This is a genomic window from Aeromonas sp. 601027, from assembly GCF_049174455.1.
Lineage (GTDB): Bacteria > Pseudomonadota > Gammaproteobacteria > Enterobacterales > Aeromonadaceae > Aeromonas > Aeromonas veronii_A.
The window spans coordinates 272,647-298,577 of record NZ_JAAKTN010000003.1 but is presented as its reverse complement, the minus strand read 5'-3'; the positions used below and the strand labels follow the sequence as shown (position 1 = coordinate 298,577).

At 61.3% G+C, this 25,931-nt stretch carries 24 protein-coding genes; 16 read left to right on the top strand and 8 right to left on the bottom strand.

Annotated features, from left to right (window positions below; translation table 11 throughout):
- Positions 1-76: 76 nt before the first annotated feature.
- The 4 genes from G5193_RS06560 (at position 77) to G5193_RS06545 (ending at position 4,145) form a co-directional block, all read left to right on the top strand.
- Positions 77-556, top strand: a complete 480-nt coding sequence (locus tag G5193_RS06560) for a GNAT family N-acetyltransferase (protein WP_421205490.1) — start codon at positions 77-79, stop codon at positions 554-556.
- Between the two features lie 91 nt (positions 557-647).
- Positions 648-1,949, top strand: coding sequence for a methyl-accepting chemotaxis protein (locus G5193_RS06555; RefSeq protein WP_139408007.1), 1,302 nt, complete (start codon positions 648-650; stop codon positions 1,947-1,949).
- Between the two features lie 180 nt (positions 1,950-2,129).
- Positions 2,130-2,684 (top strand): DUF3332 domain-containing protein, encoded by a 555-nt coding sequence (locus tag G5193_RS06550; RefSeq protein ID WP_421205488.1) that lies wholly within the window; start codon positions 2,130-2,132, stop codon positions 2,682-2,684.
- A gap of 87 nt (positions 2,685-2,771) precedes the next feature.
- The gene (locus G5193_RS06545) at positions 2,772-4,145 is read left to right on the top strand and encodes an HD-GYP domain-containing protein (RefSeq protein WP_270905919.1); all 1,374 of its coding nucleotides are present in this window, start codon (positions 2,772-2,774) and stop codon (positions 4,143-4,145) included.
- Positions 4,146-4,222: 77 nt separating this feature from the next.
- Here the strand turns inward: G5193_RS06545 and G5193_RS06540 are convergent, their stop codons facing one another.
- The 6 genes from G5193_RS06540 to G5193_RS06515 form a co-directional block, all read right to left on the bottom strand.
- Positions 4,223-5,281 carry an FUSC family protein gene (locus G5193_RS06540; RefSeq protein ID WP_042054492.1) on the bottom strand — a complete coding sequence of 353 codons (1,059 nt, stop codon included), beginning with the start codon at positions 5,279-5,281 and terminating at the stop codon, positions 4,223-4,225.
- A 62-nt stretch (positions 5,282-5,343) separates the two neighbouring features.
- A complete protein-coding gene (locus G5193_RS06535) occupies positions 5,344-7,122 on the bottom strand; it encodes a bifunctional molybdopterin-guanine dinucleotide biosynthesis adaptor protein MobB/molybdopterin molybdotransferase MoeA (RefSeq protein ID WP_227342171.1) in 1,779 nt (592 codons plus the stop codon).
- The gene (gene mobA, locus G5193_RS06530) at positions 7,119-7,763 is read right to left on the bottom strand and encodes a molybdenum cofactor guanylyltransferase MobA (RefSeq protein WP_111900511.1); all 645 of its coding nucleotides are present in this window, start codon (positions 7,761-7,763) and stop codon (positions 7,119-7,121) included. The genes G5193_RS06535 and mobA overlap by 4 nt, the downstream gene beginning before the upstream one ends.
- A complete protein-coding gene (locus tag G5193_RS06525) occupies positions 7,735-8,352 on the bottom strand; it encodes an ABC transporter ATP-binding protein (RefSeq protein ID WP_421205486.1) in 618 nt (205 codons plus the stop codon). The genes mobA and G5193_RS06525 overlap by 29 nt, the downstream gene beginning before the upstream one ends.
- A gap of 34 nt (positions 8,353-8,386) precedes the next feature.
- Positions 8,387-9,088, bottom strand: coding sequence for an ABC transporter permease (locus G5193_RS06520; protein WP_201997971.1), 702 nt, complete (start codon positions 9,086-9,088; stop codon positions 8,387-8,389).
- 64 nt (positions 9,089-9,152) lie between these two features.
- A complete protein-coding gene (locus G5193_RS06515) occupies positions 9,153-9,995 on the bottom strand; it encodes a substrate-binding domain-containing protein (protein WP_201997972.1) in 843 nt (280 codons plus the stop codon).
- Between the two features lie 251 nt (positions 9,996-10,246).
- On the opposite strand from G5193_RS06515, the gene G5193_RS06510 reads away from it, so the two are divergent.
- Entirely contained in the window at positions 10,247-11,602 is a 1,356-nt protein-coding gene (locus G5193_RS06510) for a sigma-54-dependent transcriptional regulator (RefSeq protein ID WP_111900509.1), read from the top strand.
- A gap of 25 nt (positions 11,603-11,627) precedes the next feature.
- Positions 11,628-13,706: a sensor histidine kinase gene (locus tag G5193_RS06505; protein WP_421205483.1), complete on the top strand. Its 2,079-nt coding sequence runs from the start codon at positions 11,628-11,630 to the stop codon at positions 13,704-13,706.
- A gap of 81 nt (positions 13,707-13,787) precedes the next feature.
- On the opposite strand, the gene G5193_RS06500 is transcribed toward G5193_RS06505, so the two are convergent.
- Together G5193_RS06500 and G5193_RS06495 are read right to left on the bottom strand one after the other, a co-directional pair.
- Entirely contained in the window at positions 13,788-14,654 is an 867-nt protein-coding gene (locus G5193_RS06500; RefSeq protein ID WP_421205510.1) for a substrate-binding domain-containing protein, read from the bottom strand.
- Positions 14,655-14,669: 15 nt separating this feature from the next.
- Positions 14,670-15,527, bottom strand: a complete 858-nt coding sequence (locus G5193_RS06495; RefSeq protein ID WP_421205481.1) for a formate dehydrogenase accessory sulfurtransferase FdhD — start codon at positions 15,525-15,527, stop codon at positions 14,670-14,672.
- A 278-nt stretch (positions 15,528-15,805) separates the two neighbouring features.
- Here G5193_RS06495 and G5193_RS06490 point away from each other — a divergent pair, with 278 nt between their 5' ends.
- The 10 genes from G5193_RS06490 (at position 15,806) to G5193_RS06445 (ending at position 25,877) form a co-directional block, all read left to right on the top strand.
- Positions 15,806-16,477 (top strand): hypothetical protein, encoded by a 672-nt coding sequence (locus G5193_RS06490; RefSeq protein ID WP_421205479.1) that lies wholly within the window; start codon positions 15,806-15,808, stop codon positions 16,475-16,477.
- Positions 16,478-16,861: 384 nt separating this feature from the next.
- Complete coding sequence (locus G5193_RS06485; protein ID WP_421205477.1) at positions 16,862-17,440, top strand: DUF3305 domain-containing protein; 579 nt, start codon at positions 16,862-16,864, stop codon at positions 17,438-17,440.
- Positions 17,433-18,032: a DUF3306 domain-containing protein gene (locus G5193_RS06480; protein WP_421205475.1), complete on the top strand. Its 600-nt coding sequence runs from the start codon at positions 17,433-17,435 to the stop codon at positions 18,030-18,032. The genes G5193_RS06485 and G5193_RS06480 overlap by 8 nt, the downstream gene beginning before the upstream one ends.
- Before the next feature lie 103 nt (positions 18,033-18,135).
- On the top strand, positions 18,136-19,875 hold the full coding sequence (locus G5193_RS06475; protein ID WP_421205473.1) for a 4Fe-4S dicluster domain-containing protein: 1,740 nt from the start codon (positions 18,136-18,138) through the stop codon (positions 19,873-19,875).
- Between the two features lie 10 nt (positions 19,876-19,885).
- On the top strand, positions 19,886-20,503 hold the full coding sequence (locus tag G5193_RS06470) for a TorD/DmsD family molecular chaperone (RefSeq protein WP_227342184.1): 618 nt from the start codon (positions 19,886-19,888) through the stop codon (positions 20,501-20,503).
- 101 nt (positions 20,504-20,604) lie between these two features.
- Positions 20,605-20,808 (top strand): transcriptional initiation protein Tat, encoded by a 204-nt coding sequence (locus G5193_RS06465; protein ID WP_124253156.1) that lies wholly within the window; start codon positions 20,605-20,607, stop codon positions 20,806-20,808.
- 23 nt (positions 20,809-20,831) lie between these two features.
- On the top strand, positions 20,832-23,708 hold the full coding sequence (locus G5193_RS06460) for a formate dehydrogenase subunit alpha (protein ID WP_421205470.1): 2,877 nt from the start codon (positions 20,832-20,834) through the stop codon (positions 23,706-23,708).
- Between the two features lie 4 nt (positions 23,709-23,712).
- A complete protein-coding gene (gene fdh3B / locus G5193_RS06455) occupies positions 23,713-24,339 on the top strand; it encodes a formate dehydrogenase FDH3 subunit beta (RefSeq protein ID WP_005334799.1) in 627 nt (208 codons plus the stop codon).
- Entirely contained in the window at positions 24,336-25,307 is a 972-nt protein-coding gene (locus G5193_RS06450; protein ID WP_005334792.1) for a formate dehydrogenase subunit gamma, read from the top strand. Before fdh3B ends, G5193_RS06450 begins: the two co-directional genes overlap by 4 nt.
- Positions 25,308-25,466: 159 nt before the next feature.
- Positions 25,467-25,877, top strand: a complete 411-nt coding sequence (locus G5193_RS06445; RefSeq protein WP_013723543.1) for a hypothetical protein — start codon at positions 25,467-25,469, stop codon at positions 25,875-25,877.
- The last annotated feature ends 54 nt before the right edge of the window (positions 25,878-25,931 follow it).

Genomic DNA, 25,931 nt, shown 5'->3' with positions numbered 1-25,931 from the left:
GACAAAGAGCGCCACAAGGCGCTCTTTGTCATAATGACGGCCGGCGAAATTTCCCATGAGAGAAAAGGAGCAGCCAATGATCATTCGTCAGGCAAGGGCCGCAGATATTCCCACACTGGTGGCGCTGCGCATGGAGCTGTTTTGTGAGGTCGGTGAGTTGGTGACGCCGCAGGCAGACCCGGCCTTGTGGCAGGCCACCCTTGACTACTTTACCCGGGCGATGAGTGAAGAGAGCGCTTTATCATGGCTGGCTGAGGCCGATACGCAGGAGGGCTGCAAACAGATCGTGGCGACAGGGACGCTGGCATTGTTTGAACGGCCGCCCTATCCCGGCAATCTGGCGGGGATGGAGGGGTATCTGCTCAATATGTATACGCGGCCACAATGGCGCCAGCAGGGGATCGCCACGGCGCTGCTCGATGCCATAACGGCCTTTGCCAGATCGCGTCAGCTGGGAAAGGTGTGGCTCCATGCCAGCGAGCAGGGGCGTCCACTCTATGAGCGGATCGGCTTTGTTGCCAATCTGGCATATCTGGAGTGGGATCTGGCACCTTAATCGATGGGACCCCGTTATCCCTCTGCTTTCTCGTCTAAAGTTCATGCAGATGTGATGTAGTTGTAACCAGGTAATAGAGGGGCAGGGCAAGATGTTCAACTTCAAAATCAAAGCGGAATTACAAGCATGTCAAATGCAGTTGGCCCAGGCCCAGGCATTTATTGATGCAGTAAAAGTCGGTGTTGCTACCATCAGTTTCACACCAGGTGGCGAGATCCTCGAGGCGAACCCGCTGTTTCTGAGTGTGGTGGGCTATAGCGAGCAGGAGGTAATTGGTAAACACCACCGGATCTTTTGTGATGCCCACTACGCCCAGTCATCCTCCTACGCCCAGTTTTGGGAGCAGTTGCGTCAGGGGCATTCCCACAGTGGCATCTACCAGCGCATTGACAAACATGGCAGGGAGTTGTGGCTGGAGGCTACCTACTTCCCGGTCAAGGTTGAGGGCAAGGTGGTCAGGGTGGTCAAGATAGCCTCCGATATCACCGAGAGTTATCAGCAGTTGAGTCGTCAGAAAGCGATCATCTCGGCACTCGATCGGGCGCTCGCCATTATCGAGTTCACCCCCAAGGGGGAGATTGTGACGGCCAATCAGAATTTCCTCTCCTGCGTCGGTTACTCCCTTTCGCAGCTCAAGGGGCAGCATCACAGGCTGTTTTGCGATGAGAGCTTCTATCGCGAGCAACCCCACTTCTGGGACGATCTGGCCCACGGCCAGCTCAAGTCGGGGTTGTTCAGTCGCCGTGACAGCCACGGCAACGAGATCTGGCTGGAGGCTACCTACAACCCCATCAAGGATGAGAGCGGCAAGGTGGTCAAGGTGATCAAATTTGCCAGTGAGGTGACAGAGCGGATCAAGCGAGCCCAGGCAGTGAGCGAGGCGGCCAACATAGCCCAGACCATTTCGCAGGAGACCACCCGCTTTGCTGCGACAGGTTCTGAACTGTTGACCGCATCGGTCACTATTTCCAGCGCCATTTCCGAACAGGTGAGTCGCACTTCCGGCCTGATTGGCCAACTCAATGAGCAGTCGAAAAGCATTGAAGCCATCGTCTCGACCATCAGCAGTATTGCCGAGCAGACCAATCTGCTGGCCCTTAACGCAGCCATCGAGGCAGCCCGGGCTGGCGATCAGGGGCGCGGCTTTGCGGTGGTGGCCGACGAGGTACGTCAGTTGGCTGCGCGCACCTCCCTCTCGACCGGCGAGATCGCCAGCGTGGTTCAGAAAAACCGCGAACTGACGGCCCAGATCACCGGCAACATCAATGAGGTGGCCACCAGTGCCCAGCGTGGCAAGGAGCAGATCGGCGAGGTGAGTGGCGTGATGGCGCAGATCGAGCAGGGCGCCATCAATGTGACCGAGACAGTCTCCAATCTGGCCATCGGCTCCTGACGGTTATTGGTTGTTGAACGAGGCACCGAATGGATGATTATTCCATCGGTGCTTGTTTATTGCTCACTTGGTACGCCAATCTGAACCCCTCCTGTATCGTCCCGCCATTGTGAATTGTCCTCTTCTGGCCCCTTGATTAGGCTTGCCGCCTCATTTATTTCAGAGCAGGAACAGAACACGATGGCTTTACAACAGAAGGGGCGGGCAATGGCTCTGCTGGTTATGGTCGCGAGCATGGGGCTGGGCGGCTGTATGGGGCAGATGGGGCTTTCCGGCATGGTCACCAAGGGCAACCTGAGCGTGGTGGATAACCGCTACGGCCGGGCCGGTCTCTTTATGCTGCTCTCCCCTGTCTACGGTCTGGCCGCGACCGCTGACCTGTTCGTCTTCAATACCATCGAGTTCTGGTCTGGCAAGAACCCCATCACCGGCAAATCTCCGGCTGTGGTGGACATGAAAGCCGATCCGGTGATCAAGGTGAACCAGCATCTGGATCCGGCCCTCAAGAAGGTGCCGCTGGCCATGCTGCCACAAGGGGTGCGCGAGGTGGAGATCAGCTACCCGGACGAGCATACCGCCCAGATGGAGGTGCACTATCTGGATGGCCGCCGCAGCATGATGCGTGGCGAGAAGCGTGGCGAGCTGATGGATATCTACTTCGATGGCCGCTTTGTCTCTACCCTGAGCCGTGCAGAGCTGGAAGAGCGGGCTAATCAGGGCAAGGTTGCTGCCTAAATTCAACTGAATCCAGATCGATCCAGCTTCAGATGGGGTATACCTAATCTGCTGGCAAAATCGCCATGATGTCTAAGGGAGTAGACTATGACGGTGAATGGATTGCGATTGGCGGAGTTGATTGGTTCCCTCAGTCATGCGCTCGACATGACCGAGGGACAACCAAGAGGACACTGCATTCGCTGCTGCTGGATAGGTTCCCGTCTGGGGGAGCGGCTGGGACTGGACGCCCGTCTGCGCCATGATCTCTACTACACGCTCCTGCTTAAGGATCTTGGGTGCAGCAGCAATGCTGCCCGTATCTGCGAGCTCTATCTCACCGACGATCTTCACTTCAAACGCGATTTCAAACTGGTGGATGGCTCCCTCTCCGAGGTAGTCAACTTCGTGCTGGGCCACACCGGCTTGCAGGCGGATCTGCTGGGACGTTTTCGCAGCCTGTTTCATATCTTTCGCAACGGCGACCAGATTGCCAACGAACTGATCCAGACCCGTTGTCATCGGGGGGCGGATATCGCTCGCCAGCTCCGTTTCAGTGACGAAGTGGCTGATGGCATCCTCTCCCTTGATGAACACTGGAATGGCAAAGGTCGGCCCCTGCAACTGGCTGGCGAGGCGATCCCGCTCTTCTCCCGCATTGCCCTGCTCTGTCAGGTGGTGGATGTGTTTCACGCAGCAGCAGGCCCGGATGCGGCGCTCAAGGAGCTGCGCGAGCGCAGCGGCAGCTGGTTTGATCCGGCACTGGTTCGGGAATTTGAAGCGCTGGCCGACGAGGAGTTCTGGCAAGGACTGGCCGATCCCCGACTGACCGAGTGGGTCCTGGTCCACCCGGTCGGGCAGGGGGAGGTAGCGCTGGATGAGGATTATCTGGACGAAATCGCGGCGGCCTTCGGGCAGGTGGTGGACTCCAAAAGTCCCTACACCGCGGGTCACAGCGGCAGGGTGGCGCTCTATACCGACATTCTTGCCACCCAGATGGGGTTGTCCGAGCCGCGTCGACGCTGGCTCAAGCGGGGCGCCTTGCTCCATGATGTGGGCAAGCTCGGGGTGAGCAATGCCATTCTCGACAAGCCGGGCAAACTCGATGCGCAGGAGTGGGCGGCGGTGCAGATGCATGCCGCCTATACCGAGGAGATCCTGAGCCGTATTGGTGCCTTCGAGGAGCTGGCGCAAGTGGCGGGCGCCCACCATGAGAGGCTCGATGGCAATGGCTACCCCAAGGGGCTGAAAGGGGACGAGATTACCCTTGAGACGCGCATCATCACCACAGCCGACATCTTCGATGCCATCACCGCCAAGCGCCCCTATCGCGGCGCCATCCCTGTGCCGCAGGCGTTGGAGATGATGGCGGAGAATCTGGGCACCGCGATAGACCCTGACTGTTTTGCCGCCCTGCAGGCGGGTATTCAGGATTTCTCCCTCTACCTCACCACCGAGCAGCCGCTGGCCAATGCCAGTTAAGATTTGCTGCCTTCATTGCCCAAACGGCCAGTCAGACAGCAAAACGCCCCGCAACTGCGGGGCGTTTTGCATTGGATCTAGTCCGGTTGCTTGCGATGGGGCGGGGTGAGGATCAGTCCCAGCAGGCGGCGCAGGTGGGTGAGCTGTTCGGTCAGCTGGACGTTGAGCCAGAGGTAGCCATTGATGGCTGCCTCTGCGTTGGGCGGCAGCGATACCTGGGTCGCCACCTCGTGCAGGCGGGCGATGGCGGCATCGGCCCCGCGACCGTCACCGGTTTGCATCATCAGGGCAAGCTGGTTGATCGCCTCCTCGGTGGCCAGATGGCAGGCTTGCAGCGCAGCCGTGCTCTGCATCAGGAAGTGGCTCTCCCGATCGTTCCAGTAGGTGTTGGCCAGCATCTCAAGAGTGCAGAGGGTGTTGCGCATGGTGACCTGCACCGCATCAAACAGGGCGACGCTGTGGCGTGTCTCCTTGGCCGCCGGGGCCAGCAGGGCCCGCAGTTTGCCGGTCTGTGCCAGCAGTTGGGAGAGATTGTGCTTGAGGCGCGGGCGCTCCAGCACATTGGGGGATAGGTGGGTGTGATAGAGCCGCCCCGACTGCTGCAAGATCTGGTGCAACTGCAGGCGCCAGTGGCTGTAGGCCCGCTGGGGATAGATGCTGCAAAAGAGCAGCGCCAGCAGGGAGCCCAGTATCACATCGGCACTGCGCCACAGCGCCGTCTCTATATCCCCCGGCATGGCCCCCATGGTGACTCCCAGGGTGATGCCGATCAGCAGCCCCACATAGGGGCGCTTGCCGAGGGCCAGATAGCCGCAGAGGAACATGATGCACCCGCACCAGATCAGGGTAAGTGGTAGCGAGTAGATCTCGAGATAGAGCGCCACCACCCCGCAACTGGCGCCGAAGATGGTGCCCACCACCCGCTGCAGGGCGCGGGAGAGCACATTGCCCCAAAACGAGATGGGGCCCATCACCACCACCAAGGTTATCAGCGGCCAGGTGCTCTCCGGCAGTTTCAGCTCGCGGGTCAGCAGAAAGGTGAGCATAAAGGCGAGCGCAATGCGCAGGCCATGGACGATCCGGTAGCGGCCATAGACCAGCAGATCGAGTCGGGAGAGGGGGGCATCAAGACGCACGGTCTGCCTCCTGTCAGGTGGGTGACGGGGCGCCGTGCATCCGGCCGACGCCCCGTCGGGATTTAGGCCAGTCGTCCCTGCAGGGGGTGGATCCAGACCCGCTCGCCAACGGCGATCCCGGGTTGATCCGGTACGATTTCAATCAGGCAGTTGGCCTCGGCCATGGAGCTGAGAATGCCCGAGCCCTGTGGCCCTGTGGTGCGCACCCGCAGCTGGCCGTTACGGTCCTGATGAAAGATGCCGCGCAGAAACTCGGTGCGTCCCGGGCGGCTCTTCATCTTCTCGTCTGCCAGTGCCGAGAGGCGCAGCGGCTGCCACCGCTTGCCTTGCAAGCGGGCGATGGCGGGCTCGACAAACTGCAGCACGCAGATCATCGCCGCCACCGGATTGCCCGGCAGGCCGAAGAAGGGGGTCTGCCCCAGCTTGCCAAAGGCGAGCGGGCGGCCCGGCCGCATCTGGATGCGCCAGAAATCGATCTGGCCGAGCTCCGCCAGCACCAGCTTGATAAAGTCGGCATTGCCCACCGAGACCCCGCCCGAGCTCAGCACCAGATCGGCGCTGGCGGCGGCCTGCTCCAGCTGCTGGCGCAGAATGGTCTTGTCATCGGGAATGATGCCAAGGTCCATCACCTCGCAACCGGCGGCGCGAATAAGGGCCATCAGGGTGAAGCGGTTGCTGTCGAAGATATGGCCGGGGGCGAGCAGTTCGCCCGGGGCCTGTACCTCGTCGCCGGTACTGAACAGCGCCACTTTCAGCGGGGTGCGCACGCAGAGCGATGCCTGACCGAGTGATGCCGCCAGCCCCAGCTGGGGGGCGCCAAGCCAGGTACCGGCCGGGATGGCGACCGCACCTTTGGCGAGATCTTCCCCGGCGAGGCGCACATTCTGTCCCGCCTGGATCGGTGCGGTGACCGTAACCCACTCACCTTCAATCAGCGTCTCTTCACGCATCACCACGGTATCGACACCGGGGGGCAGCGGGGCGCCGGTCATGATCTGCACCGCCTGACCGGCCAGCACAGGCTCGTGGCGCTGCTGGCCTGCCAGCACTTCCCCCACCAGTTGCCAGCGGCCGGCGGCGAGATCGTCGCTACGAAGGCCAATGCCATCCATCGCCGAGTTGGCGTGGGGCGGCACATTGATAGGGCTTATCAGATCGGCGGCCAGCACGGCGCCGTGGCTCTGGGCCAGCGGTTTGTCGCTGCAGGCCGTGCTCGGGGTGAGGGCCGCCAGAATGGCGTTGCGGGCCGCCTCGACCGAGAGAAAGCCCTTGCCCGCCTCCGGCTCCTTGCTCTGGCAGCCGTCAAGCCAGCGGCAGACGAAGTCGGCAATGGCCGCCAGATCGTTGATATCGAGGCGAGGCAGGCTTGTCTGCTGTTGTTCGCCACTCTGTTGGGGCTGATCGCTGGCCAGCGCGATGATGTCGCTGTCTTCGGGGAAGAGCAGCGGCTTGCCAATCTCGGCGCGGTGCAGCTCGATTTTCGGGAAGTGTTCGTGCTTGAACCCCTCGACCAAGAGCAGATCGAGCTCTGTTTGATCGAAGCTGGCCAGCAGCTGGCGAAAGTCCGCTTCGGCCAGCTCGGTCTCGCCGTGCGTTGTTTCAGTAATGCGAGCATGACGACGACGGGAGGCGACCATCATCTGCTGGGCACCCGCCTTGCGCAGACGATAGCTGTCTTTGCCCGGCTGATCGATATCAAAGTCGTGGTGTGCGTGCTTGAGCACCCCGATGCGCAGGCCGCGATCCACCAGCAGGGGGATCAACTGCTCCAGCAAGGTGGTCTTGCCGGTGCCGCTCCAGGCGGCGAAGCCGAGCAGGGGAAGGGTGGGGGCCGGGGTCATGAGGTGACTCCTTGTTGGGGGTCGATAGCCGGGGCGAGCAGACGGGCCTCGTAGGCGGCCAGCTCGGCAGGGCTATTGAGATTGATAAAGGCATCCGGCTGATCGGCAAAGCTCACCACCGCCATATTGTGGCGGGCAAACCAGATATCGATTTTGCGCTCTCCCTCTGCCAACGCAGCGGTGAGGGAGGGGAGCAGGGATTTGTGCAGCAGGGCCACCACGGGTTGCAACCAGTCGCCATCGTGGGCCACTACCAGCTCGGTATCCGGGGTCAGGGCGGCGCGAAAGCGGCTCATCAGATCCAGCGGCAGGGCGGGGCCATCGCAAGGGACAAACAACACCCAGTCGTGACGGGCGGCAGCAAGACCTGCCTGCATGCCCGCCAGCGGGCCGAGATAGTCGTTGTTGTCATCGCTGATGACCGGGGCCAGCGCCTGATAGCGGGCCTGACTGCGGTTGGCGTTGATCAATACCTCATCTACCTGGGGGCGCAGGCGCGCCAAAACATGGTCGATAAGAGGGCGTCCCGCCAGTGCTACCCATCCCTTGTCTTCGCCCCCCATCCGGGTGGCGCGGCCTCCTGCCAGGATCACTGCTGATACGGCAACGGGATCAGAGTGGCTGTCGCTTTTTGAAGTCATGTCGCTCGATGATTTTTAAAGGGGTCGTCTCTTGCAGCTGGCCACGGGCGAGGGTCCATTGCCGCTCGCACAGGTCGGTCAGGGCATTGCTCTGGTGGCTGATGACTACCAGGCCGCTGCCATGTTCCCGCAGATCTTGCGCCAATGCGGCCATCAGGGCAACCGAATGTGTATCCAGATTGGCGGTGGGCTCATCCATCAGCAGAAAGGCCGGTTGCAGTGCCCAGGCACGGGCCATCGCCTCGAACACCCGGATCTCGCTGCCGAGCTGTTTATCGAGCGCCCAGGCCACGTTGTCGTGCACCGTGCGATCGAACAGATAGGGAGTCTGGTGCAGATAGGTAACCCGGCCCGGCCCCAGATCCCGCTTGAGCAACCGGTTGAGCCGCTGTTGCCAGCGCCCCGGCAGATTGGTGTGGCCGCGTGTGGGTGCCAGCAGCCCCGCCAGGATTTTGAGCAAGGTGGTCTTGCCCACCCCGTTGGCTCCATGCAGCCAGATGGCATCCCCCGGTGCGATGGCGAGCCGGTCAATCTCGAACAGCTGGCGCTCGCCAAAGCGCATCGTTAGCTGGTGGGCGGTCAGGGCCATGGGGTACTCCTGTTGGTACACAGTGGGGGCATGGTCAGTTCTTCAGATAGCTGTGGCCGCGACAGGCCGTCAGCAGCAGGTTGAGCAAGAGGGCGAGGGTGAGCAGCACTATGCCGAGGGCCACCCCCTGAGTGAAGGCCCCTTTCTGGGTCTCCAGCGCGATGGCGGTGGGGATATTGCGGGTAAAGTGCAGGATATTGCCCCCCACCATCATGGAGCAGCCCACCTCGGTGACGATGCGGCTGAAGGCGCCGATGATGGCGGCCAGCAGGCCAAAGCGGCACTCGCGCATCAGGCCGATCAGCGCCTTGGGCCAGGAGACCCCCAGGGTCAGGGCAGTCTCCCAGGCGCGCCGATCGCTCTGGACAAACGCCGCGTGAGCCATGGTGGCGATCACCGGGAAGGCGATCAGCATCTGCCCCACCACCATCGCCTGCTGGGTAAAGAGCAGCTTCCAGTCGCCAAAGGGGCCGGCCCGCGACAGCAGCATATAGAGCAAGAGGCCAATCACCACGGTCGGCACCGATTGCAGGGTATTGATGCAGGAGAGCCAGAGCCAGCGGCCGGGCAGCGGCAGATAGGCCAGGGCAAAGCCCAGCAGCAAGGCGGGCAGCAACACCAGCAGCAGGGCGATGCCGGAGACGGAGAAGGAGACCCCCACCACCTGCCACAGTTCGGTGTCACCACTGAACAGCAGGGTGAGGGCCGCTAATGTCGTGTCGATCAATGTCGGCATCAGGCGCCTCCCTCAGCGAACCGGGTGAGGGCCATCAAGGTCATCGCAGGGGTCGGGGTTGCCATTATTTCCCGTTGGCATCCGCCACAAACAGCGCTTGACCGGCTACCTTGAAGTCGCCGATCAACTTCTGGCCATGCTCGGAGACCAGCCAGTTCTTCAGGGTGCGCGCCCCTTCGGTGTTGAGGTCCGGGTAGCGCTTGGGGTTGACCAGGATCACCTGATAGGGGTTGAACAGGCGCTTGTCACCCTCCAGCAGCACGGCGAGATCCAGCTTGCTCTGGTAGGCGAGCCAGGTGCCGCGGTCGGTCAGGGTGTAGGCACCGAGCTCCGAGGCCATGGTCAGGGTCGGGCCCATCCCCTGGCCGATGGATTTGTAACCGGCAAACTCGGGTTTAACGTCTGCGGCTTGCCACAGGGTCTTCTCCTTGATGTGGGTGCCGGACTCGTCACCGCGGGAGATAAAGGTCTGGCCCTGTTCCTTGATGGCTTGCAGCCCCTTGGCCGCGTCGTGCAATTTAGCCAGACCCGCCGGGTCTTTCGCCGGGCCGACGATAACGAAGTCGTTGTACATCAGGTGTACCGGCTCGATGCCAAAGCCCGCATCAACGAACTTCTTCTCGGCAGAGGGGGCGTGGGTCATCACCAGATCCGCGTCGCCGTTTTCGCCCATCTTCAGGCTCTGGCCGGTACCGGCCGCCATCACCTGCACCGGATAACCGGTCTCTTTGGTGAACTGGGGCAGCAGCCAGCCCAGCAGACCGGACTGCTCGGTGCTGGTGGTGGTGGCGAGGCGGATCGGCGCTTTTGTGGCATTAGTATCCGCTTCGGCGTGGGCCGCACCGGCGATCAGCAGGCTGGCGGCGAGGGAGAGGGCAAAACGTTTGAGGCTGGTTTTAATCGTCATCGTGATGCAACTTTCAGGGTCGGTGAGAGAGGAAACGACCAAGCAAGCGGGGTGCCAAACTGATTCTGATAACAGAGATTAGCTCTTTGCCCTTAAAAAACAGTTATTTAATGGTGGCAATTAGGTGAGCCGGTTATCGCTTTTAATAATTGGTGTTGGTGATTTTGCTGCGGGAAGGACAAAATGTCCCACAAAGGTTCCGGTTATCGGGACATTCTTCGACCTTACCTGTATTCGAGGTACTTTTTTCCATGACAGCCTCTCCCGGTCTCTGGTCTGCCCTCTCCCTGCTTATCGTTGACGATGAGCCCGGCATGCGCAGTTTTCTGGCCAAGGCGCTGGCCAAGCGTTTCGCCCAGATAGAGACAGCCGCCAGTGTGGAGGAGGCGGAAGCCTTGCGCTGCCGCCTTCACTTCGATCTCATCATCGCCGATATCCGGATGCCGGGACGCTCCGGTATCGAGTGGCACGAGGCTATCGAGCCCGGCACCCGTCGCAGCGACATCATCTTCATGACCGGTTTTGGTGATATGGAGACCGCCCTCAAGGCGCTGCGTCTGGGAGCCTGCGACTTTATCCTCAAGCCTTTCAACCTGGAGCAGATGGTGCAAGCGGTGGACAGGGTCATCGAGCGCCGTCAGATGGAGCGGGAGAACCTGCTGTTGCGTCGGGAGGTGAGCAAGCTGTTCCCGCCCACTCTGATCGGCGACAGCGCCAAGACCCGCGAGCTCAAGACCCTGATCGCCAGAGTGGCCCCCTCCAACGCCGCCGTATTGGTGGAGGGGGAATCCGGCACCGGCAAGGAGCTGGTGGCCCGCGCCCTGCATCAGCTCTCTGGCCGGGTGGGGGCCTTTGTGCCCCTCAACTGCGCCTCTATCGCCCCGGAGCTTCTGGAAAGCGAGCTGTTTGGCCATGTGCAGGGGGCCTTTACCGGCGCCCGCAAGGGGCGTGACGGCCTGTTCCGGGTCGCTCATCAGGGGACGCTCTTCTTGGACGAGATCGGCGAGATGCCCCTTGCCATGCAGGCTTCCCTGCTGCGGGCGCTGGAGCAGAAGGCCATTCGCCCGGTGGGGGCCGAGCGCGAATTATCGGTGGATGTGCGCATCGTCGCCGCCACCAATCGCAACCTCAAGGCCGAGGTGGAGGCGGGCCGCTTTCGCGAGGACCTCTTCTATCGCCTCAACGTGGTGGCGCTGCCGGTTGCACCCTTGCGGGATCGCATTGACGACATCCCCGCGCTGGTACACCACTTTACCCGCCAGCTCACCGCCGAGATGGGGATGGGCTCCTTGAGCTGGACCCACGAGGATGTGGTGGCGATGCAGGCCTATCCCTGGCCCGGCAACGTACGCGAGCTGCGCAACCTCATTGAGCGCTGCCTGCTGCTGGGCAAGCCGCCCGCTGAATATTGGCAGAGCGTCAAGCCTGCCGAAGCCGGCGGGAGCGAGGCGGGCTACCCGCTGGAGTGGCCATTGGCGGAGGTGGAGAAGGCTCATATTCTGCAAGTGGTGGCGAGCCATGATGGCAACAAGTCGGCCGCTTCCCGGGTGCTCGGGGTGGCGCGCAAGACGCTGGATCGCAAGTTCAAGGAGTGGGCCATCGAATGATAAAGGGTGATCGGATGGGGTGGCGATGAAACTGACTCTGCTCCCCCGCTGCGTGCGAACCAAAGTGCGCTGGCGCCTGCTGTTGCTCACCTCGGTACCCATCATGCTCACCCTGGTGGGCATGATTGCGCTCACCCTCTACTGGACCCTCACCTACAGCTGGCAGAACCTGCTCACCACGGTGCGCAGCGACCTTGGCGTCGCCCATCATGCGGTCAGCGTGCAGCAGCAGCGTCAGGCCGAGCACCTCGAACATCTTCGGGATGCCTGGGCTTTTCAGCTGCGGCTGCGTGAGTCACCAACCCGGCTGGACGAGTGGGTGATGCCGCTGGCTGCCAACTATGGTCTCGATTTTCTGCGCCTGCGTAGCGGCGCCGAGCTTCAGGCTCTGACGGCGCAGGAGCTGACGACCCTGAATGCCGGACGCAGCGTCAGTCACTTCGTGGTCTGGTCGCAGCAGGAGATGCTCGCCCTCTCCCCGCAACTGGCCAAGCGAGCCGTGCTGTGGCAGCGGGATGGCACCAAAGCGGTGGAGAGCCGGGGGCTGATCAGTCTGTCATTGACGCCTGTGATGGGGCGCGACGGATCCCTTTGGGCAGTGCTGGAGGGGGGGGAGCTGATTAACGGCAGCACCCGGCTGGTGGATGAGATCAAGGGTCAGGTGTTTGCCAAAAACACCCTGCCAGAGGGGAGCATAGGTACGGTCACCCTGTTTCTCGATGATCTGCGGGTGAGCACCAATGTGCCGGTCAGCAGCAGCCGTCAGGTTGGCCGGGCGGTGGGCACCCGGGTCTCGCCCCCGGTGCGCGAACAGGTGCTGGGGCAGGGGGATATCTGGATAGACCGCGCTTTCGTCCACGACGCCTGGTATGTCTCTGGCTACGAGCCGCTGCTGGGAGCTAGGGGCGAACGGCTCGGCATGCTCTATGTCGGCTTTCTCGAGTGGCCCATCATCCGCACCTACCTCACCAATCTGGTGGAGCTGGGCTCCGGCGTAGTGCTGCTGTTGCTGCTCTCCGGCCTGCTGGTCTATCGCGGCGCGCGGGATCTCTTCACCCCCATCGAGCGGATGCACAAGGTGGTGCGGCAGGTGCAGGCCGGGGAGTCGGCCCGCATCGGCCCGCTGGCCCTCGACCCCGACCACGAGCTGGCCCAGCTCGGTCGCCAGTTTGACGCCATGCTGGACAGGCAGGAGGCGCACCAGCAGCAGATGGCCCGCAGCGCCGACGAGCTGGAGCAGAAGGTGGCCGAGCGTACCCAAAGCCTCGAGCTCAAGACTGCCGAGCTGGAAGATCATATCCATATGCTGACCGAGGCGCGCCAGCAGCTGCTGATCAGCGAGAAGCTGGCGGCCCTTGGGGAGCTGTCGGCCGGGGTGGCCCACGAGATCAACAACCCGCTGGCGGTGATCCTCGGCAATGTGGAGCTGATGAAGCTGGAGCTGGGAGAGGCGGCCGAGCCGGTCAGCGAGGAGCTGGCGCTGGTGCTGGCCCAGATCGAGCGCATTCGCGCCATCACCCGCAGCCTGCTGCAATATTCGCGCCCCGGCGATTACGAGACCGCGCCGGTGTGGCAGCACCTCAACCCCATCATCGAGGAGAGCCTGACGCTGGTGCGCTCCGCCCTGCGCCAGCAGCAGGTGGAGCTGGTGGCCGATCTCAGGGCCCAGCAGCCCATCGAGGCGGATCGCCAGCAGTTGTTGCAGGTGCTGATAAACCTCCTGGTCAACGCCAGCCATGCGCTGGGGGAGCAGGGGGAGATCCGGGTCGAGAGCCGCGACTGGGTCGATGAACTGGGTCAGCTGCGCGGGGCTGAAGTGCGGGTGATCGATAACGGCAGCGGCATCGAGGCGGCCATTATCGACAAGATCTTCGACCCCTTCTTCACCACTCGCGCCACCGGCACCGGTCTGGGGCTGGCCCTGAGCCATCGCATCATCAGCCGCTGGGGCGGGGAGCTCTTGGTGGACTCCACCCCGGGGCAGGGGAGCTGCTTTACCATACGGTTGCGCAGCCACGCCCTGCTGCCCAGTGGCAGCGAGCCTGCGAAACTGGAAGGGTGGCGCATCGCCCTCAATGCCGAGGGGCGTGAGACAAGCGATTGAGGCTGTTATAAAAAGGCCCGTGACAAAAACAGCCCGTCAACATGGTTGACGGGCTGTTTTTGTCGGTGAGTGAGTGGTTATTTACTGCGGACTCCACACCAGCTTGCCGCTCTGGGTCAGGTCATAGCCGCCGAGGCGGGCCGCCAGCTCGCGTCCCTCTGGGGATTGCAGCCAGCCGATCAGCTGTTGCAGCAGGGTGCGAAAGAAGACCCCTTGCGGCATAACCAGATCGAAACACTCCTGCGACAAGGGCATAAAGCCGAGGCCAAACTCGGTGGCGGTGCTCTGGGCGCCGGGCCCGACGTCCGCATCGCCGCGGCTGATGGCGGCGGCCAGCTCCCGCTCGCTGTTGACCTCGAGGGTGCGCTCCAACCGGGTCAGCGACTCCCCCTGGGTTTGCAGCCACTCCTGCAGGGCGCGCTGGCTGCCAGCCCCCTCCTGACGCATGGCCCAGCGCCAGTCGAGCGCCTCTTTCGCCTCCTTGGGTTGCAGCCTTTGCCGCAGCACCAGCCCCTGCACCCGCCTGAATCCATGAACGATCACCCATTGCCGGTGGCCCTGATACTGCTGCACCAGCGCCGGGTGGCGCAGGTGCGCCTCCTCGGCCTGCCCCCAGTGGATGGCGCAGAGATCCACATGGCCGCGCGCCAGCATCGCCAGCCCCTGACGGGTGCCGCACGGGGTGTAGCCCACCAGTGCCTGGGTGCCGAGCTGCTGGGCCAAGCGGCTGCTGGCGTAGTGCAGCAGCACGTCGTCTGAACCTGCCAGCAGCAGCCGGTCGTTCATCACCCCCTCGTGGCAACTGCCGAGTAGCCAGCGATCGAGCAGGGAGCGGGGAAACAGCCACTTGCCGGTCGCCTTGGTGGCGGGGATGCGCGCCTCGTTGGCGAGCTGGTAGACCTTCTTCTCGTTGAGATCGAGGTATTCAGCCACCTGCTTCACGTTCATAAACTCGTTCATGGTTTAATCCCGCATCCCGCGACTGGCTGAACCGGGCGCCAGCACCGGCGGCTTCTCGTCCAGCACCATATGGTTGTGGCCGCTAAATACCTCGAAATGGCGCCCCTTGGCGCGGGCAATCATGGTGATGCCGAGCTGACGGGCCAGATCCAGCCCCATCTGGGTGACGCCGGAGCGCGACAGCAGCACCGGAATGCCCATCTGCGCCACCTTGATCACCATCTCCGAGGTAAGCCGCCCCGTGGTGTAGAAGATCTTGTCGTGGCCACTTTCGCCGCGCATCCATAGCTCACCCGCCAGGGTATCCACCGCATTGTGGCGCCCCACATCCTCGACAAAGGAGAGGATTTCGCTACCGCGACAGATGGCGCAGCCATGGACTGCACCCGCCATCTTGTAGGTTTCGTTATGGGCCGACAGCGCCTTGAGCAGGGCGTAGAGGGTGCTCTGTCTAAGCTCGGGCGCCGCCAAAACCACCCCTTCGAGCTTCTTCATCACGCTGCCATACATGGTGCCCTGACCGCAGCCTGAGGTGACCGTCTTCTTCTCCAGCGATTTGTCGAGATCGTCGGCCTGCTGGCTGCTCACCACGGCGGCGGCCTCGCTATCCCAGTCGACAATCACCGACTCGATGGCCGAGATATCCTCGATAAAGCCCTGATTTTTCAGATAACCCAGCACCAGCGCCTCGGGGCGGGCCCCCAGCGTCATCAGGGTCACTATCTCCTTCCAGTTGAGGTAGACCGTCAGAGGCCGCTCACAGGCGATTTGGCGGGTGTTCATTGTGCCCTGCTCATCCATCACCTCGACGGCCATGGTGAGCTGGGCTGCGGCATTGCTTTTGATAAAGGTCGGTGTCATGGGCCCCTCGCGACCGGTTGCCGGGATCTAAGGGGAGGGATACAGCAAGTTTTGTTCCAGATATTAAAGGGGCTTTACCAGAGATAGAAAAAAATGGTTGCGATATTTTTCCAACAGATGACAATGTTTGAAGAAACCTGTAGTGATATTAATTTCATTAATGTCTCGGTGTCAGATTTAATTATGGTGTTTACTAATTAAAGAATTTAATTTGCGCTAATTTCTACATGTATTTAAAATTCCTTAAGTTTTAATGTTAAAGTGTGCTGGGGGTGTATATGGGTAAGAAAGAGTTCTTCTTTAGTGTATTAGCTTCAATAGTCGCTGCTTTTATACTAGAAGTGTCTGGAGCAGTTGAGATTTTATCATACATAAATGTTTTGTTGACTATGCCTGTTTGGGGGGTTATTTGTATTGTACTAACACCTATTCTCATTTCAATATATTGGTTTAGGTCGACAAAAACTCCCGAGCATGAAAAAGCCATTAAAGACCTGAAGGAATTAGAGGAAAAATATAATCTATTGGATAGTAGTCTTACAGAATCAAAATTGCATACTTCAGCCATTGAAACAATGTTTAATGAATCTCAACAAAATAAAGCTTCTATCGAGAGCGAGTTACAACATTGGAAAGAAAATGGAGTCATGTTGCTTGATAATGTTGAGATGGAGAAGGTTGTTGATAAGATATTTGGACCAGAAATTGTAGAAATTGATGGTAAGCATTTTATTGGATGCCAATTTAATGGGTCAATAATGAAATTTCGTGGTGTTGGGCCTGTTGGTTTCAGCCATGATACATTCAATGATGTTCGCTGGGTTATGGATAGTCCAGCAGCAAATGCTATTACAATTCTTAAAGCCATGTATCAATCAGGCATGCCGGAAATGATAGACCTAGTTGAAAAAACATTTGAAAACATAAGGGGGGATGAGTTCCGAAAATAAGTGTTTCGTATGTTTGGATAAATCGTAGGTTGGTGCTTCACGAAGTGAAGCCCAATGTTTACCGCGAACATTCTTATCAAGGCAATAATCGGATAATCTGGTGTTATTCGATTATTGCCATTCCCTCTATCAGTCTCTGGTGGATTGATGTTATGCCACATGTTGGGCTTCGCTGCGCTCTGCACCAACCTACGCCCGCGCCAACCCATATTCCGCATGACAGGCCAACCCGCATTAAAGCCTCCATCCACCACCAAACCGGCCTTGGCCCCACTCTTGCTATGTCTTATCCCATTGATGGCCGTGGCCGCCCTGAATCTCCTGCTGTGATACGCCCCAAACGGGGTGGTTCAAGGGGGAGGGCGGCCCGGCAGAGACCTTCTGATGGGAGCCGTGACAGTGCAAGACACCACCAATACCTTGCCCCCGCAGCGCTGGCTGCAACTGGAGTTAAAGGCCATCGACAGTCAGGTTGGCCGCTGGCAGAGCCGCCGTTTCGAGATTGCGGCGCTTCATCCCGCCGAGCCCGAGGCTGCCGGTGCCTTGCCTCTTACCCTGTTTCGTGACGAGCGGGGGGATTATCGCTTCAATCTGAGCTCCGGCTCGCCTCGCCTCTTTGTCACCGGAAGCCGCGTGGACAATGGCTTTGTGACCGATGGTCTGACCCTGAGCCAGACCGTGGCCGCCGCCTATATGGATGGCGAGCGGCAGGTGCTCTCCTGCCCGCTGCCCGAGGCGCTGCAAGCCTGGGTGGAGGCCTTTATCGGTCGTCACGGCGAGCTGCTGGAGGCCCGTCGCAAGGGCAAGAAGGGCAAGGGACGGGCGCAGGATCAGCTTGGTGTCGATACGGTAGATCAAGCCAGCTGTGGCGCCGTGAAAGCCACCGGCCCCGATGGCCGCGAGCGTGGCAGTGACGCCGTAACCTGTGCCGTAAACAAGACCGGAAACAACGCCCATGAGTGAGTTCCTCAAACGTTGGTCGTCTCGCAAGAGCGAGGCGCGCAAGCATCAGGTATTGCAGCCAAGGGAAGAGGTCATTTCCGAGGTGGTTGCTACCCCCATCGAAGGCAGTGGCGAAGGTGAAATTCCAGATACTGCGCTGGATTGCCCCGTAGTCAGCACTGACAAGGGGAGTAGTGAACCGCGTGCCGTGGAGGGGGCTGGGAGTGGCGAACCGCCGCTAACAACAGCCCAGCCGGGCAAGGCCAAACTCCCCGACAAGGAGGCGCTGCGGGCCATGTTTCGCAGCCATAAACCGGATGGGCTCGACGACTACACCCAGGATTTCAGCCAGCCCGAATTGCTGCCCGCGGCCCTGACCGCCGGACTGCGCAACTGGCTGGTGGAGCAGGTGATCGCCCCGGAGAGCGAATCGGCCAACCCGGCCAGCGGGTCTGCTGAACCGGTTGCGCTTGCCAGCGAACCTGCCGCCGAGCCGCACGAGCTGGCTGATAACCATTCTCAAACCCACACCGACGATCGGGACATTTTGGTTTCCTGTGGTGGACAAAATGTCCCAACCAAAGGTAAGGGAATGGAACCCTCAGGATCCTGACTCCCTGTCAGTCACTTTTTTTCCGGGGGAGTTGGCTCGCCTCTTGCTCTCTCGGCTTACCAACAAGCGCCCATCCCATGAGGTGGCGCGCACAGGAGCGTATGTGAGCACTGAACAAACATTGCCAAATCTGACCCCAAATCTGGCCTCCAATCTTGCCCATGGGGCGGGGGCGGCCGAGCATAACGCGCGCGCTCGCGCCTATGCCCTGCAGCATACGGTCAAGACCGACAACCTGATCCCGGCCACTGTCTCTTACCAGAGTCAGGGGCGCCTGCTGCTGGTCGGCCCGGAAGATCGCATTCGCCGCGCTGCCAGCCTGCTGCCCGCCGGGGTGAAGCCCACCCTGCTGGTGACCGAAGTGGTCCACGATGCCGAGGCAGCAGATCTCGAAACCATTTTCGATGCCACCGCATCCCTCGCGGCCTTGACCCTGCGCGAACCGAGCCTGACAGGCTATCTGGGGCAGTTCCAGCTCACTGGCCTCAATGGTCAGGGGGAGCGTATTTCTCTGGCGGCGATCTGTTTTACTCAGCAGGCTGCGGAAAATGGCGAACCGCGCTTTGATCTGGTAGCCGATCTGGGCCGCGCTCCGCTTTTTGCGCTGGAGCGCCCGCCGGTCGGTTATCTGCATCTCTTTGATGACCAAGGGCTTGCCGAACGGCTTGCCGAGCTCGGTGCGCTGACCGGCATCTTCGACAAGCCGCGCTATTTTCGCCTCGACTCCGAGGCCTGCGCCTTTACCGCCCGCGGCGTGCCCGGTTGCAGCCGCTGCCTCGATGTCTGTCCGACCGATGCCCTCAAGCCCATCAATGGTCGCATCCAGATCGATCCCCATCTCTGTCAGGGCTTTGGCAGCTGCGCCTCAGCCTGTCCGACCGGGGCGATTGCCTATCACCAGCCCGATGCCAACACCAGCGGAGACTACTTGCTGCGCCTGCTCAAGCACTACCGGGAGGCGGGCGGTGAAGCGCCCCAACTGCTGATCGCCGGTGAAAACGAGCGCAAATGGGTGGAAGCCGAGCTCACCCGCTTGCCCGCCAACTGGCTGCCGGTCTGGGTGGAGGAGAGCGCGAGTTTGGGTATCGAGAGCTGGTTCGCGGCACTCGCCTACGGTGCCAGCACGGTGCGCATTGCGCTGGGTGACGATGCCCCCGAAAGCGTCCGTGCGCTGGTTGAGCGGGAGCTGGCCAGCGCCGCCGTGCTGCTGGCGGGCGCTGGGCTTGCTACCGATCGCATTGCTCTGTTTGACGCAGATGCTGGTGAGCCTGTTTCCGGCCAGCCAACCGTTGCCCTGCTGGAGAAGCCGCTCAAAGGGGACAAACGGGAGAACCTGTTTGCCGCCTTCGATGCCCTCTGGCAGGCCAACGAGGGGAGCCGCGAGCCGCTGGCGGTGCCCCACGGCGCCCCTTACGGCAGTGTGGAACTGAAAGAAGCTGACTGCACCCTCTGCATGGGCTGCGTGGCGGTTTGCCCGAGCCGCGCCCTGCATGCAGTTGGGCACACGCCCGGTCTCAACTTTATCGAGCAGGACTGCATCCAGTGCGGCATGTGCGAAAAGGCGTGCCCCGAGCAGGCCATCGTGCTCACGCCCCGCCTGCAACCCGTGCCCGAGGCGCGCCGCGCCGTGCAGAGCCTCAAAGCCGAAGAGGCTGCCTGCTGCATTCGCTGCTCCAAGCCGTTTGCACCCGCCTCGATGATCCGCCGCATCCAGCAAAAACTGGCTGGTCACTCTCACTTCCAGAACGAGGCCGCCCAGCGGCTGCTGATGTGCGAGGACTGTCGGGTCAAGGACGTGTTTGCGGCGCTGGCGGCGGATCCCGTCTCCCAGCTCAAGGTATGAGGGGCCAGTGATGAGTGAACAACATAACGAAAAGACTGGCGAACTGACCATGACCGAACTGGAACAGAGCAGCGCCGATCTCTACGCCCTGCTGGCGAGTCTCTGGCGCGCCGCCCCCCGTGGCGAACAGCTCGCCTGGCTGCAAGGGTTGCAGGCTATGCCGGGCCCCTTTGCCAGAGGGCTGGGGCTGGTGCAGCTGGCGGCCAGCAGCCACCACGAAAACGAGCTTGCCGAGGAGTATCAGGATCTCTTTATCGGGCTGGGGCGCGGGGAGATCGTGCCGTTTGCCTCCTGGTATCTCACCGGCTCATTGATGGAGCTGCCGCTGGCAGTGCTGCGCGCAGATCTGCAGTCCCTCGGTTTCGAGCGCCAGAGCGGAGTGTGCGAGCCGGAAGATCATCTCGCCGCCCTCTGTGAGGTGATGGCGGTGTTGATTGCCGAGCAGCATCCGGAGCGCAACCGCTTCTATGAGCGCCACCTTGCCCCCTGGGTACTCGCTTGCTGCCGCGATCAGCAACAGGCGAAAGGGGGCAGCTTCTACCGGGCAGTCGGGGCCCTTGCCGAAGATTTCTTCAAGTTGGAAAACGAATTGCGCCTGCCGTTTGGCGCCTGCGTGGTGCCGGGCTGAACGCCCTTATCTGCGCATAACAAAACGAGCAGACGAGATATCCCATTGGACGCGAAGCTGGCGCGCAGGCGCCAGCAAGAACAACAACAGAGGTCACAAGAATGAGCGATGAACAGCTGAAAGACCCGTCCCGCCGCAATCTGATCAAGGAAGTTGGCGTGGTTGCCACCATAGGTGTGCTGGCCGGTGCTACCGGCCGGGTGGTGGGCAAAGAGGTGTTGACCCACGACACCGAGCCTGACAAGGGCTATCGGGAGACCCCCCATGTTCACGACTTTTATCGCACCCTGCGCGGCACCGACTGAGCCGGATCAGTGAAGGAGAACTCATGAAACTGACAAAACGTGCCGAGCAGCCCCAGGCGGGTGAGCAGGGCAATCAGGCCATTCGCGGCCAGGGACTGACCCGCCGTGCCTTTATGGTCAACTCAAGTCTGGTGGCCGGTGGCGCCGTGGCGGCCGGTTGGCTGGCTCCTGCCATGATGCAGCGGGCCGAGGCCAAAACCGTCGCCGCCGAGGTGCCGGTCGAGGTGAAGCGCACCATCTGCTCCCACTGTTCGGTGGGCTGCGGCGTCTATGCCGAGGTGCAAAACGGCGTCTGGACCGGTCAGGAGCCGGCCTTTGATCACCCCTTCAACCTTGGCGGTCACTGCGCCAAGGGGGCGGCCCTGCGCGAGCATGGCCACGGTGAGCGTCGCCTCAAGTACCCGATGAAGCTGGTGGGCGGCAAGTGGCAGCGCATCAGCTGGGATCAGGCCATCGAAGAGGTGGGCAACGAGGTGCTGCGTCTGCGCAAGGAGTCCGGCCCCGACAGCGTCTACTGGCTCGGCTCCGCCAAGCACTCCAACGAGCAGGCCTACCTGTTTCGCAAGATGGCGTCGCTTTGGGGCACCAACAACGTGGATCACCAGGCGCGGATCTGCCACTCCACCACGGTCGCTGGCGTCGCCAACACCTGGGGCTACGGCGCCATGACCAACAGCCTGAACGACATGCACAACAGCAAGTCGATCATGTTCATCGGCTCCAACCCGGCGGAGGCTCACCCGGTCGCCATGCAGCACATCCTGCTGGCGAAAGAGCGCAACGGCTGCAAGATTCTGGTGGTCGACCCGCGTCGCACCCGCACCGCCGCCAAGGCTGATATGTACCTCTCTCTGCGTCCGGGTACCGACGTCGCCTTTATCTGGGGCATGCTCTGGCACATCTTCAAGAACGGTTGGGAAGACAAGGAGTTCATCCGCACCCGCGTCTACGGCATGGACGAGGTGCAAAAAGAGGTGGCGCGCTGGACTCCGGCCGAAGTGGAGCGGGTGACCGGCCTCAACGAGCAGCAGGTCTATGGCGCCGCCAAGCTGCTGGCCGACAACCGCCCCGGCTGCGTGGTCTGGTGCATGGGCGGTACCCAGCACACCACAGGCAACAACAATACCCGCGCCTACTGCATCCTCGAACTGGCCCTCGGCAACGTGGGCAAGAGCGGGGCGGGCACCAACATCTTCCGTGGTCACGACAACGTGCAGGGCGCCACCGACTTTGGCGTCACCTCCGACTCCCTGCCCGGCTACTACGGGCTGGAAGAGGGCTCCTGGAAGCACTGGGCCCGGGTGTGGGATGTGGATTACGAGTGGATCAAGGCGCGCTTCGACAACAAGGCCTACAACGGCAAGCTGCCGATGAACAACAACGGCATTCCGGTCTCCCGCTGGGTGGATGGGGTATTGGAGAACGCCGATCTCATCGAGCAGGGCTCCAATATCCGCGCCATGTTCTACTGGGGCCATGCGGTCAACTCCCAGACCCGCGGCCCGGAAATGAAGAAGGCGATGCAAAAGCTCGACATGATGGTGATTGTCGACCCGTATCCCACCGTTGCCTCGGTGATGAACGATCGCACCGACGGCGTCTACCTGCTGCCGGCCACCACCCAGTTCGAGACCTATGGCTCCGTTACCGCCACCAACCGCTCCATGCAGTGGCGCGACAAGGTGATTGAGCCCCTGTTCGAATCCAAGGTCGACCACGAGATCATGTATCTGTTGAGCAAGAAGCTCGGCTTTGCCGACCAGCTGTTCAAGCACATCAAGGTAGAGAACAACCAGCCACTGCTGGAAGACATCACCCGCGAATACAACCGCGGCATGTGGAGTGTGGGTTACACCGGCCAGAGCCCGGAACGGCTCAAGGCGCACCAGCAGAACTGGCACACCTTCCACAAGACCAACCTCAAGGCCGAGGGCGGCCCGGTCAGTGGCGAAGTGTACGGTCTGCCCTGGCCCTGCTGGGGCACCCCGGAGATGAAGCACCCGGGCAGCCATATCCTCTACGACATCAGCATTCCGGTATCGGAAGGGGGCGGCGGTTTCCGCGCCCGTTTCGGCATCGAGTATCAGGGCGTCTCGCTGCTCGCCGAAGACTCCTGGCCGAAGGGAAGCGAAGTAGAAGATGGCTATCCCGAGATCACCGCCGACCTGATGAAGCAGCTCGGCTGGTGGGATGAGCTGACCGAGGCTGAGAAGAAGGAAGCCGAGGGCAAGAACTGGAAAACCGACCTCTCCGGCGGTATCCAGCGGGTTGCCATCAAGCACGGCTTCGTCCCCTATGGCAACGCCAAGGCGCGCTGCGTGGTGTGGACCTTCCCGGATCAGGTGCCCAAGCACCGCGAGCCGCTCTATACCCCGCGCCGCGACTTGCTGGCCGATTATGCTACCTGGCCCGATGCCAAGAGCCTGTGGCGCCTGCCGACCCAGTACGCCTCGGTGCAGGAGAAGGATGTCAGCAAGGAGTTCCCGATCATCCTCACCTCCGGCCGTCTGGTCGAATACGAGGGGGGCGGCGATGAGACCCGCTCCAACCCCTGGCTGGCCGAGTTGCAGCAGGAGATGTTTGTCGAGATGAACCCGGCGGATGCCAACGATGTCGGCGTGCGCGACGGTCAGGATGTGTGGGTCGAGGGGCCGGAAGGGGGCCGGGTCAAGGTGAAGGCGCTGGTGACCCCGCGGGTCAAACCGGGGCTCGCCTTTATGCCGTTCCACTTCGGCGGCCACTTCGAGGGCAAGGATCTGCGATCCAAATATCCGGAAGGGTCTGACCCCTATGTGCTGGGGGAGTCGGTCAACATAGTCACCACCTATGGTTATGACCCGGTCACCCAGATGCAGGAGACCAAGGTCACCCTGTGCCGTTTTCGCAAAGTAGGAGCCTGATCCCATGGCCAGAATGAAATTCATGTGTGACACCAAGCGCTGCATCGAGTGCAACGGCTGTGTGACGGCGTGCAAGAACGAGAACGACGATGCCCTCGAGTGGGGCATCCAGCGTCGCCGGGTGGTAACCCTCAACGACGGCCTGCCGGGAGAGACCTCCATCTCGGTCGCCTGCATGCACTGCACCGATGCCCCCTGCATGGCGGTTTGTCCGGCCGACTGCTTCTATCACACCGACGACGGCATAGTGCTGCACAACAAGGATCTCTGCATCGGTTGCGGCTACTGCCTGTTTGCCTGCCCGTTCGGGGCGCCCCAGTTCCCGAAGACCGCCGCCTTTGGCGATCGGGGCAAGATGGACAAGTGCACCTTCTGTGCTGGCGGCCCGGAAGAGGATCACAGCGAGGCGGAGCGCCAGAAATACGGTGCCAACCGTATCGCCGAGGGCAAGCTGCCCATGTGTGCCGAGCTCTGCTCCACCAAGGCACTGCTGGCAGGGGATGCGCAGGTCATCTCCGACATCTTCCGCGAGCGGGTTGCCTATCGCGGTGCCAAGGACGCGGCTTGGGGTAATGGCGATGAGCTGTTCCACGATGCCAGCAAGCTGAACAAGCAGGGAGGGGCGGCATGAAAACCTGGCTAATGGCCCTGTTTGCTGCCCTGCTGCTGGTGAGTACCGCAAGTTTCGCCGATGCCGAGAAAGAGGCGGTCGGCTTTGCCGGCGCCGATTATTGGCGGGCGGTGAAGGATGGGCAGGAGGGGGTGACCACCTCCCGCTCGCCGGAGCACGGGGTACTTATCTCGGTGCCGGGCCAACTCTGGTTTGAGGTGAAGACCAAGTGGGTGTCGCCGCTCGGTGCCATCGCTATTTTCGGGTCGCTCGCCATGTGTGGCCTGATGTATCTGGTGGTGGGGCAGACCAAGCTCTCCAAACCGCGCACCGGGCGCAAGCTCAAGCGCTGGAGCAGGCTGGATCGGGCGCTGCACTGGACCACGGCGGCCATGTTCCTGACCCTCTCCGGGTCGGGGCTGGCCATCATCTACGGCAAGTACTTCATCAAGCCGGTGGTGAGCCTCGGGGTGTGGGAGAACTGGATCTGGTTTGCCAAGGTGTTCCACAACTACGTGGGGCCGCTCTTCTTCCTCTGCCTGATGGGGGTACTCATCAAGTGGTTCCGCCACAACATCGTCAACATGGTGGATGTGCAGTGGTTCATGAAGTTTGGCGGCATGCTCGGCAAGCACAAGGGAAGTCACCCCTCGGCGGGCTTCTCCAACGGTGGCGAGAAGGCGATCTTCTGGCTGCTGATCTGGTTTGGCGGAATAGTCGTGGCGACCGGGCTGTTCCTCGATTTCCCCATCTTTGGCCAGCTGCGCCGCCAGATGGAGTGGGCCAGCTTTATCCATATCGTCGGCGCCTTGATCCTTATCTGCGGTTTTATCTTTCATATCTACATGGGGCTGTTCCAGCTGGAAGGGGCGCTGGAGGGGATGGTGACCGGCGAGGTGGACGAGACCTGGGCCAAGGAGCACCACGACCTCTGGTATGAAGAGGTGAAACACACCCTCGATGAGCCCAAGGCGGGCAAATCAAGTTGATGGTCGACAAAGAGTAAAGAGAAGGGGCGCTGCGGCGCCCCTTTTGATGGCGGGTCGATGGTGATGGCAAATTGATTGAGCGATGCCGCAAACGGCGATGGTTTTTTGGGCCACCTTGAGCAACAGTAACAGGGGTTCCATTCACACAAGGGATGACAAATGATGAGAAAAGCATGGCTGGCAGCGGTATGTGCATCTGCGCTCTTCGGTGGTATTGCGGGCGTGGCGCAGGCGGCTGACGGGATCAAGACCCAGCAGGTGCAGTTCAAGAAGGGGGAGTCAGGGGCGACTATCAACGGCACCATTCAGGGTAGCCAGACCCTCGATTACAAGCTGACGGCCAACAAGGGCCAGAGCATGGTGGTGATCCTGACCGGCAAGCCCTACTTCAATATTCTGCCGCCGGGCAGCAAGGGGGAGGCGATGTTTATCGGTTCTACCGAAGGGAACAACTTTGAGGCGACCCTGCCCGCCAAGGGCACTTATACCATTCGGGTCTACCAGATGGGGGCGGCCGAGAGCAGCAAGGCCAAGACGCCGTTCAAGCTGGAGGTGGGCATCAGCGGCTAATGCCAGCAGCTGACAAGCATCACAGAGGTGGCGGCCACAAAGGGCCGCCACCGT

Coding starts and splice junctions, on each gene's coding strand:
- G5193_RS06560 (WP_421205490.1), top strand. CDS start 77: ATGATCATTCGTCAGGCAAGGGCCGCAGATATTCCCACACTGGTGGCG.
- G5193_RS06555 (WP_139408007.1), top strand. CDS start 648: ATGTTCAACTTCAAAATCAAAGCGGAATTACAAGCATGTCAAATGCAG.
- G5193_RS06550 (WP_421205488.1), top strand. CDS start 2,130: ATGGCTTTACAACAGAAGGGGCGGGCAATGGCTCTGCTGGTTATGGTC.
- G5193_RS06545 (WP_270905919.1), top strand. CDS start 2,772: ATGACGGTGAATGGATTGCGATTGGCGGAGTTGATTGGTTCCCTCAGT.
- G5193_RS06535 (WP_227342171.1), bottom strand. CDS start 7,122: ATGACCCCGGCCCCCACCCTTCCCCTGCTCGGCTTCGCCGCCTGGAGC.
- mobA (WP_111900511.1), bottom strand. CDS start 7,763: ATGACTTCAAAAAGCGACAGCCACTCTGATCCCGTTGCCGTATCAGCA.
- G5193_RS06525 (WP_421205486.1), bottom strand. CDS start 8,352: ATGGCCCTGACCGCCCACCAGCTAACGATGCGCTTTGGCGAGCGCCAG.
- G5193_RS06520 (WP_201997971.1), bottom strand. CDS start 9,088: ATGCCGACATTGATCGACACGACATTAGCGGCCCTCACCCTGCTGTTC.
- G5193_RS06515 (WP_201997972.1), bottom strand. CDS start 9,995: ATGACGATTAAAACCAGCCTCAAACGTTTTGCCCTCTCCCTCGCCGCC.
- G5193_RS06510 (WP_111900509.1), top strand. CDS start 10,247: ATGACAGCCTCTCCCGGTCTCTGGTCTGCCCTCTCCCTGCTTATCGTT.
- G5193_RS06505 (WP_421205483.1), top strand. CDS start 11,628: ATGAAACTGACTCTGCTCCCCCGCTGCGTGCGAACCAAAGTGCGCTGG.
- G5193_RS06500 (WP_421205510.1), bottom strand. CDS start 14,654: ATGAACGTGAAGCAGGTGGCTGAATACCTCGATCTCAACGAGAAGAAG.
- G5193_RS06495 (WP_421205481.1), bottom strand. CDS start 15,527: ATGACACCGACCTTTATCAAAAGCAATGCCGCAGCCCAGCTCACCATG.
- G5193_RS06490 (WP_421205479.1), top strand. CDS start 15,806: ATGGGTAAGAAAGAGTTCTTCTTTAGTGTATTAGCTTCAATAGTCGCT.
- G5193_RS06485 (WP_421205477.1), top strand. CDS start 16,862: ATGGGAGCCGTGACAGTGCAAGACACCACCAATACCTTGCCCCCGCAG.
- G5193_RS06480 (WP_421205475.1), top strand. CDS start 17,433: ATGAGTGAGTTCCTCAAACGTTGGTCGTCTCGCAAGAGCGAGGCGCGC.
- G5193_RS06470 (WP_227342184.1), top strand. CDS start 19,886: ATGAGTGAACAACATAACGAAAAGACTGGCGAACTGACCATGACCGAA.
- G5193_RS06465 (WP_124253156.1), top strand. CDS start 20,605: ATGAGCGATGAACAGCTGAAAGACCCGTCCCGCCGCAATCTGATCAAG.
- G5193_RS06460 (WP_421205470.1), top strand. CDS start 20,832: ATGAAACTGACAAAACGTGCCGAGCAGCCCCAGGCGGGTGAGCAGGGC.
- fdh3B (WP_005334799.1), top strand. CDS start 23,713: ATGGCCAGAATGAAATTCATGTGTGACACCAAGCGCTGCATCGAGTGC.
- G5193_RS06450 (WP_005334792.1), top strand. CDS start 24,336: ATGAAAACCTGGCTAATGGCCCTGTTTGCTGCCCTGCTGCTGGTGAGT.
- G5193_RS06445 (WP_013723543.1), top strand. CDS start 25,467: ATGATGAGAAAAGCATGGCTGGCAGCGGTATGTGCATCTGCGCTCTTC.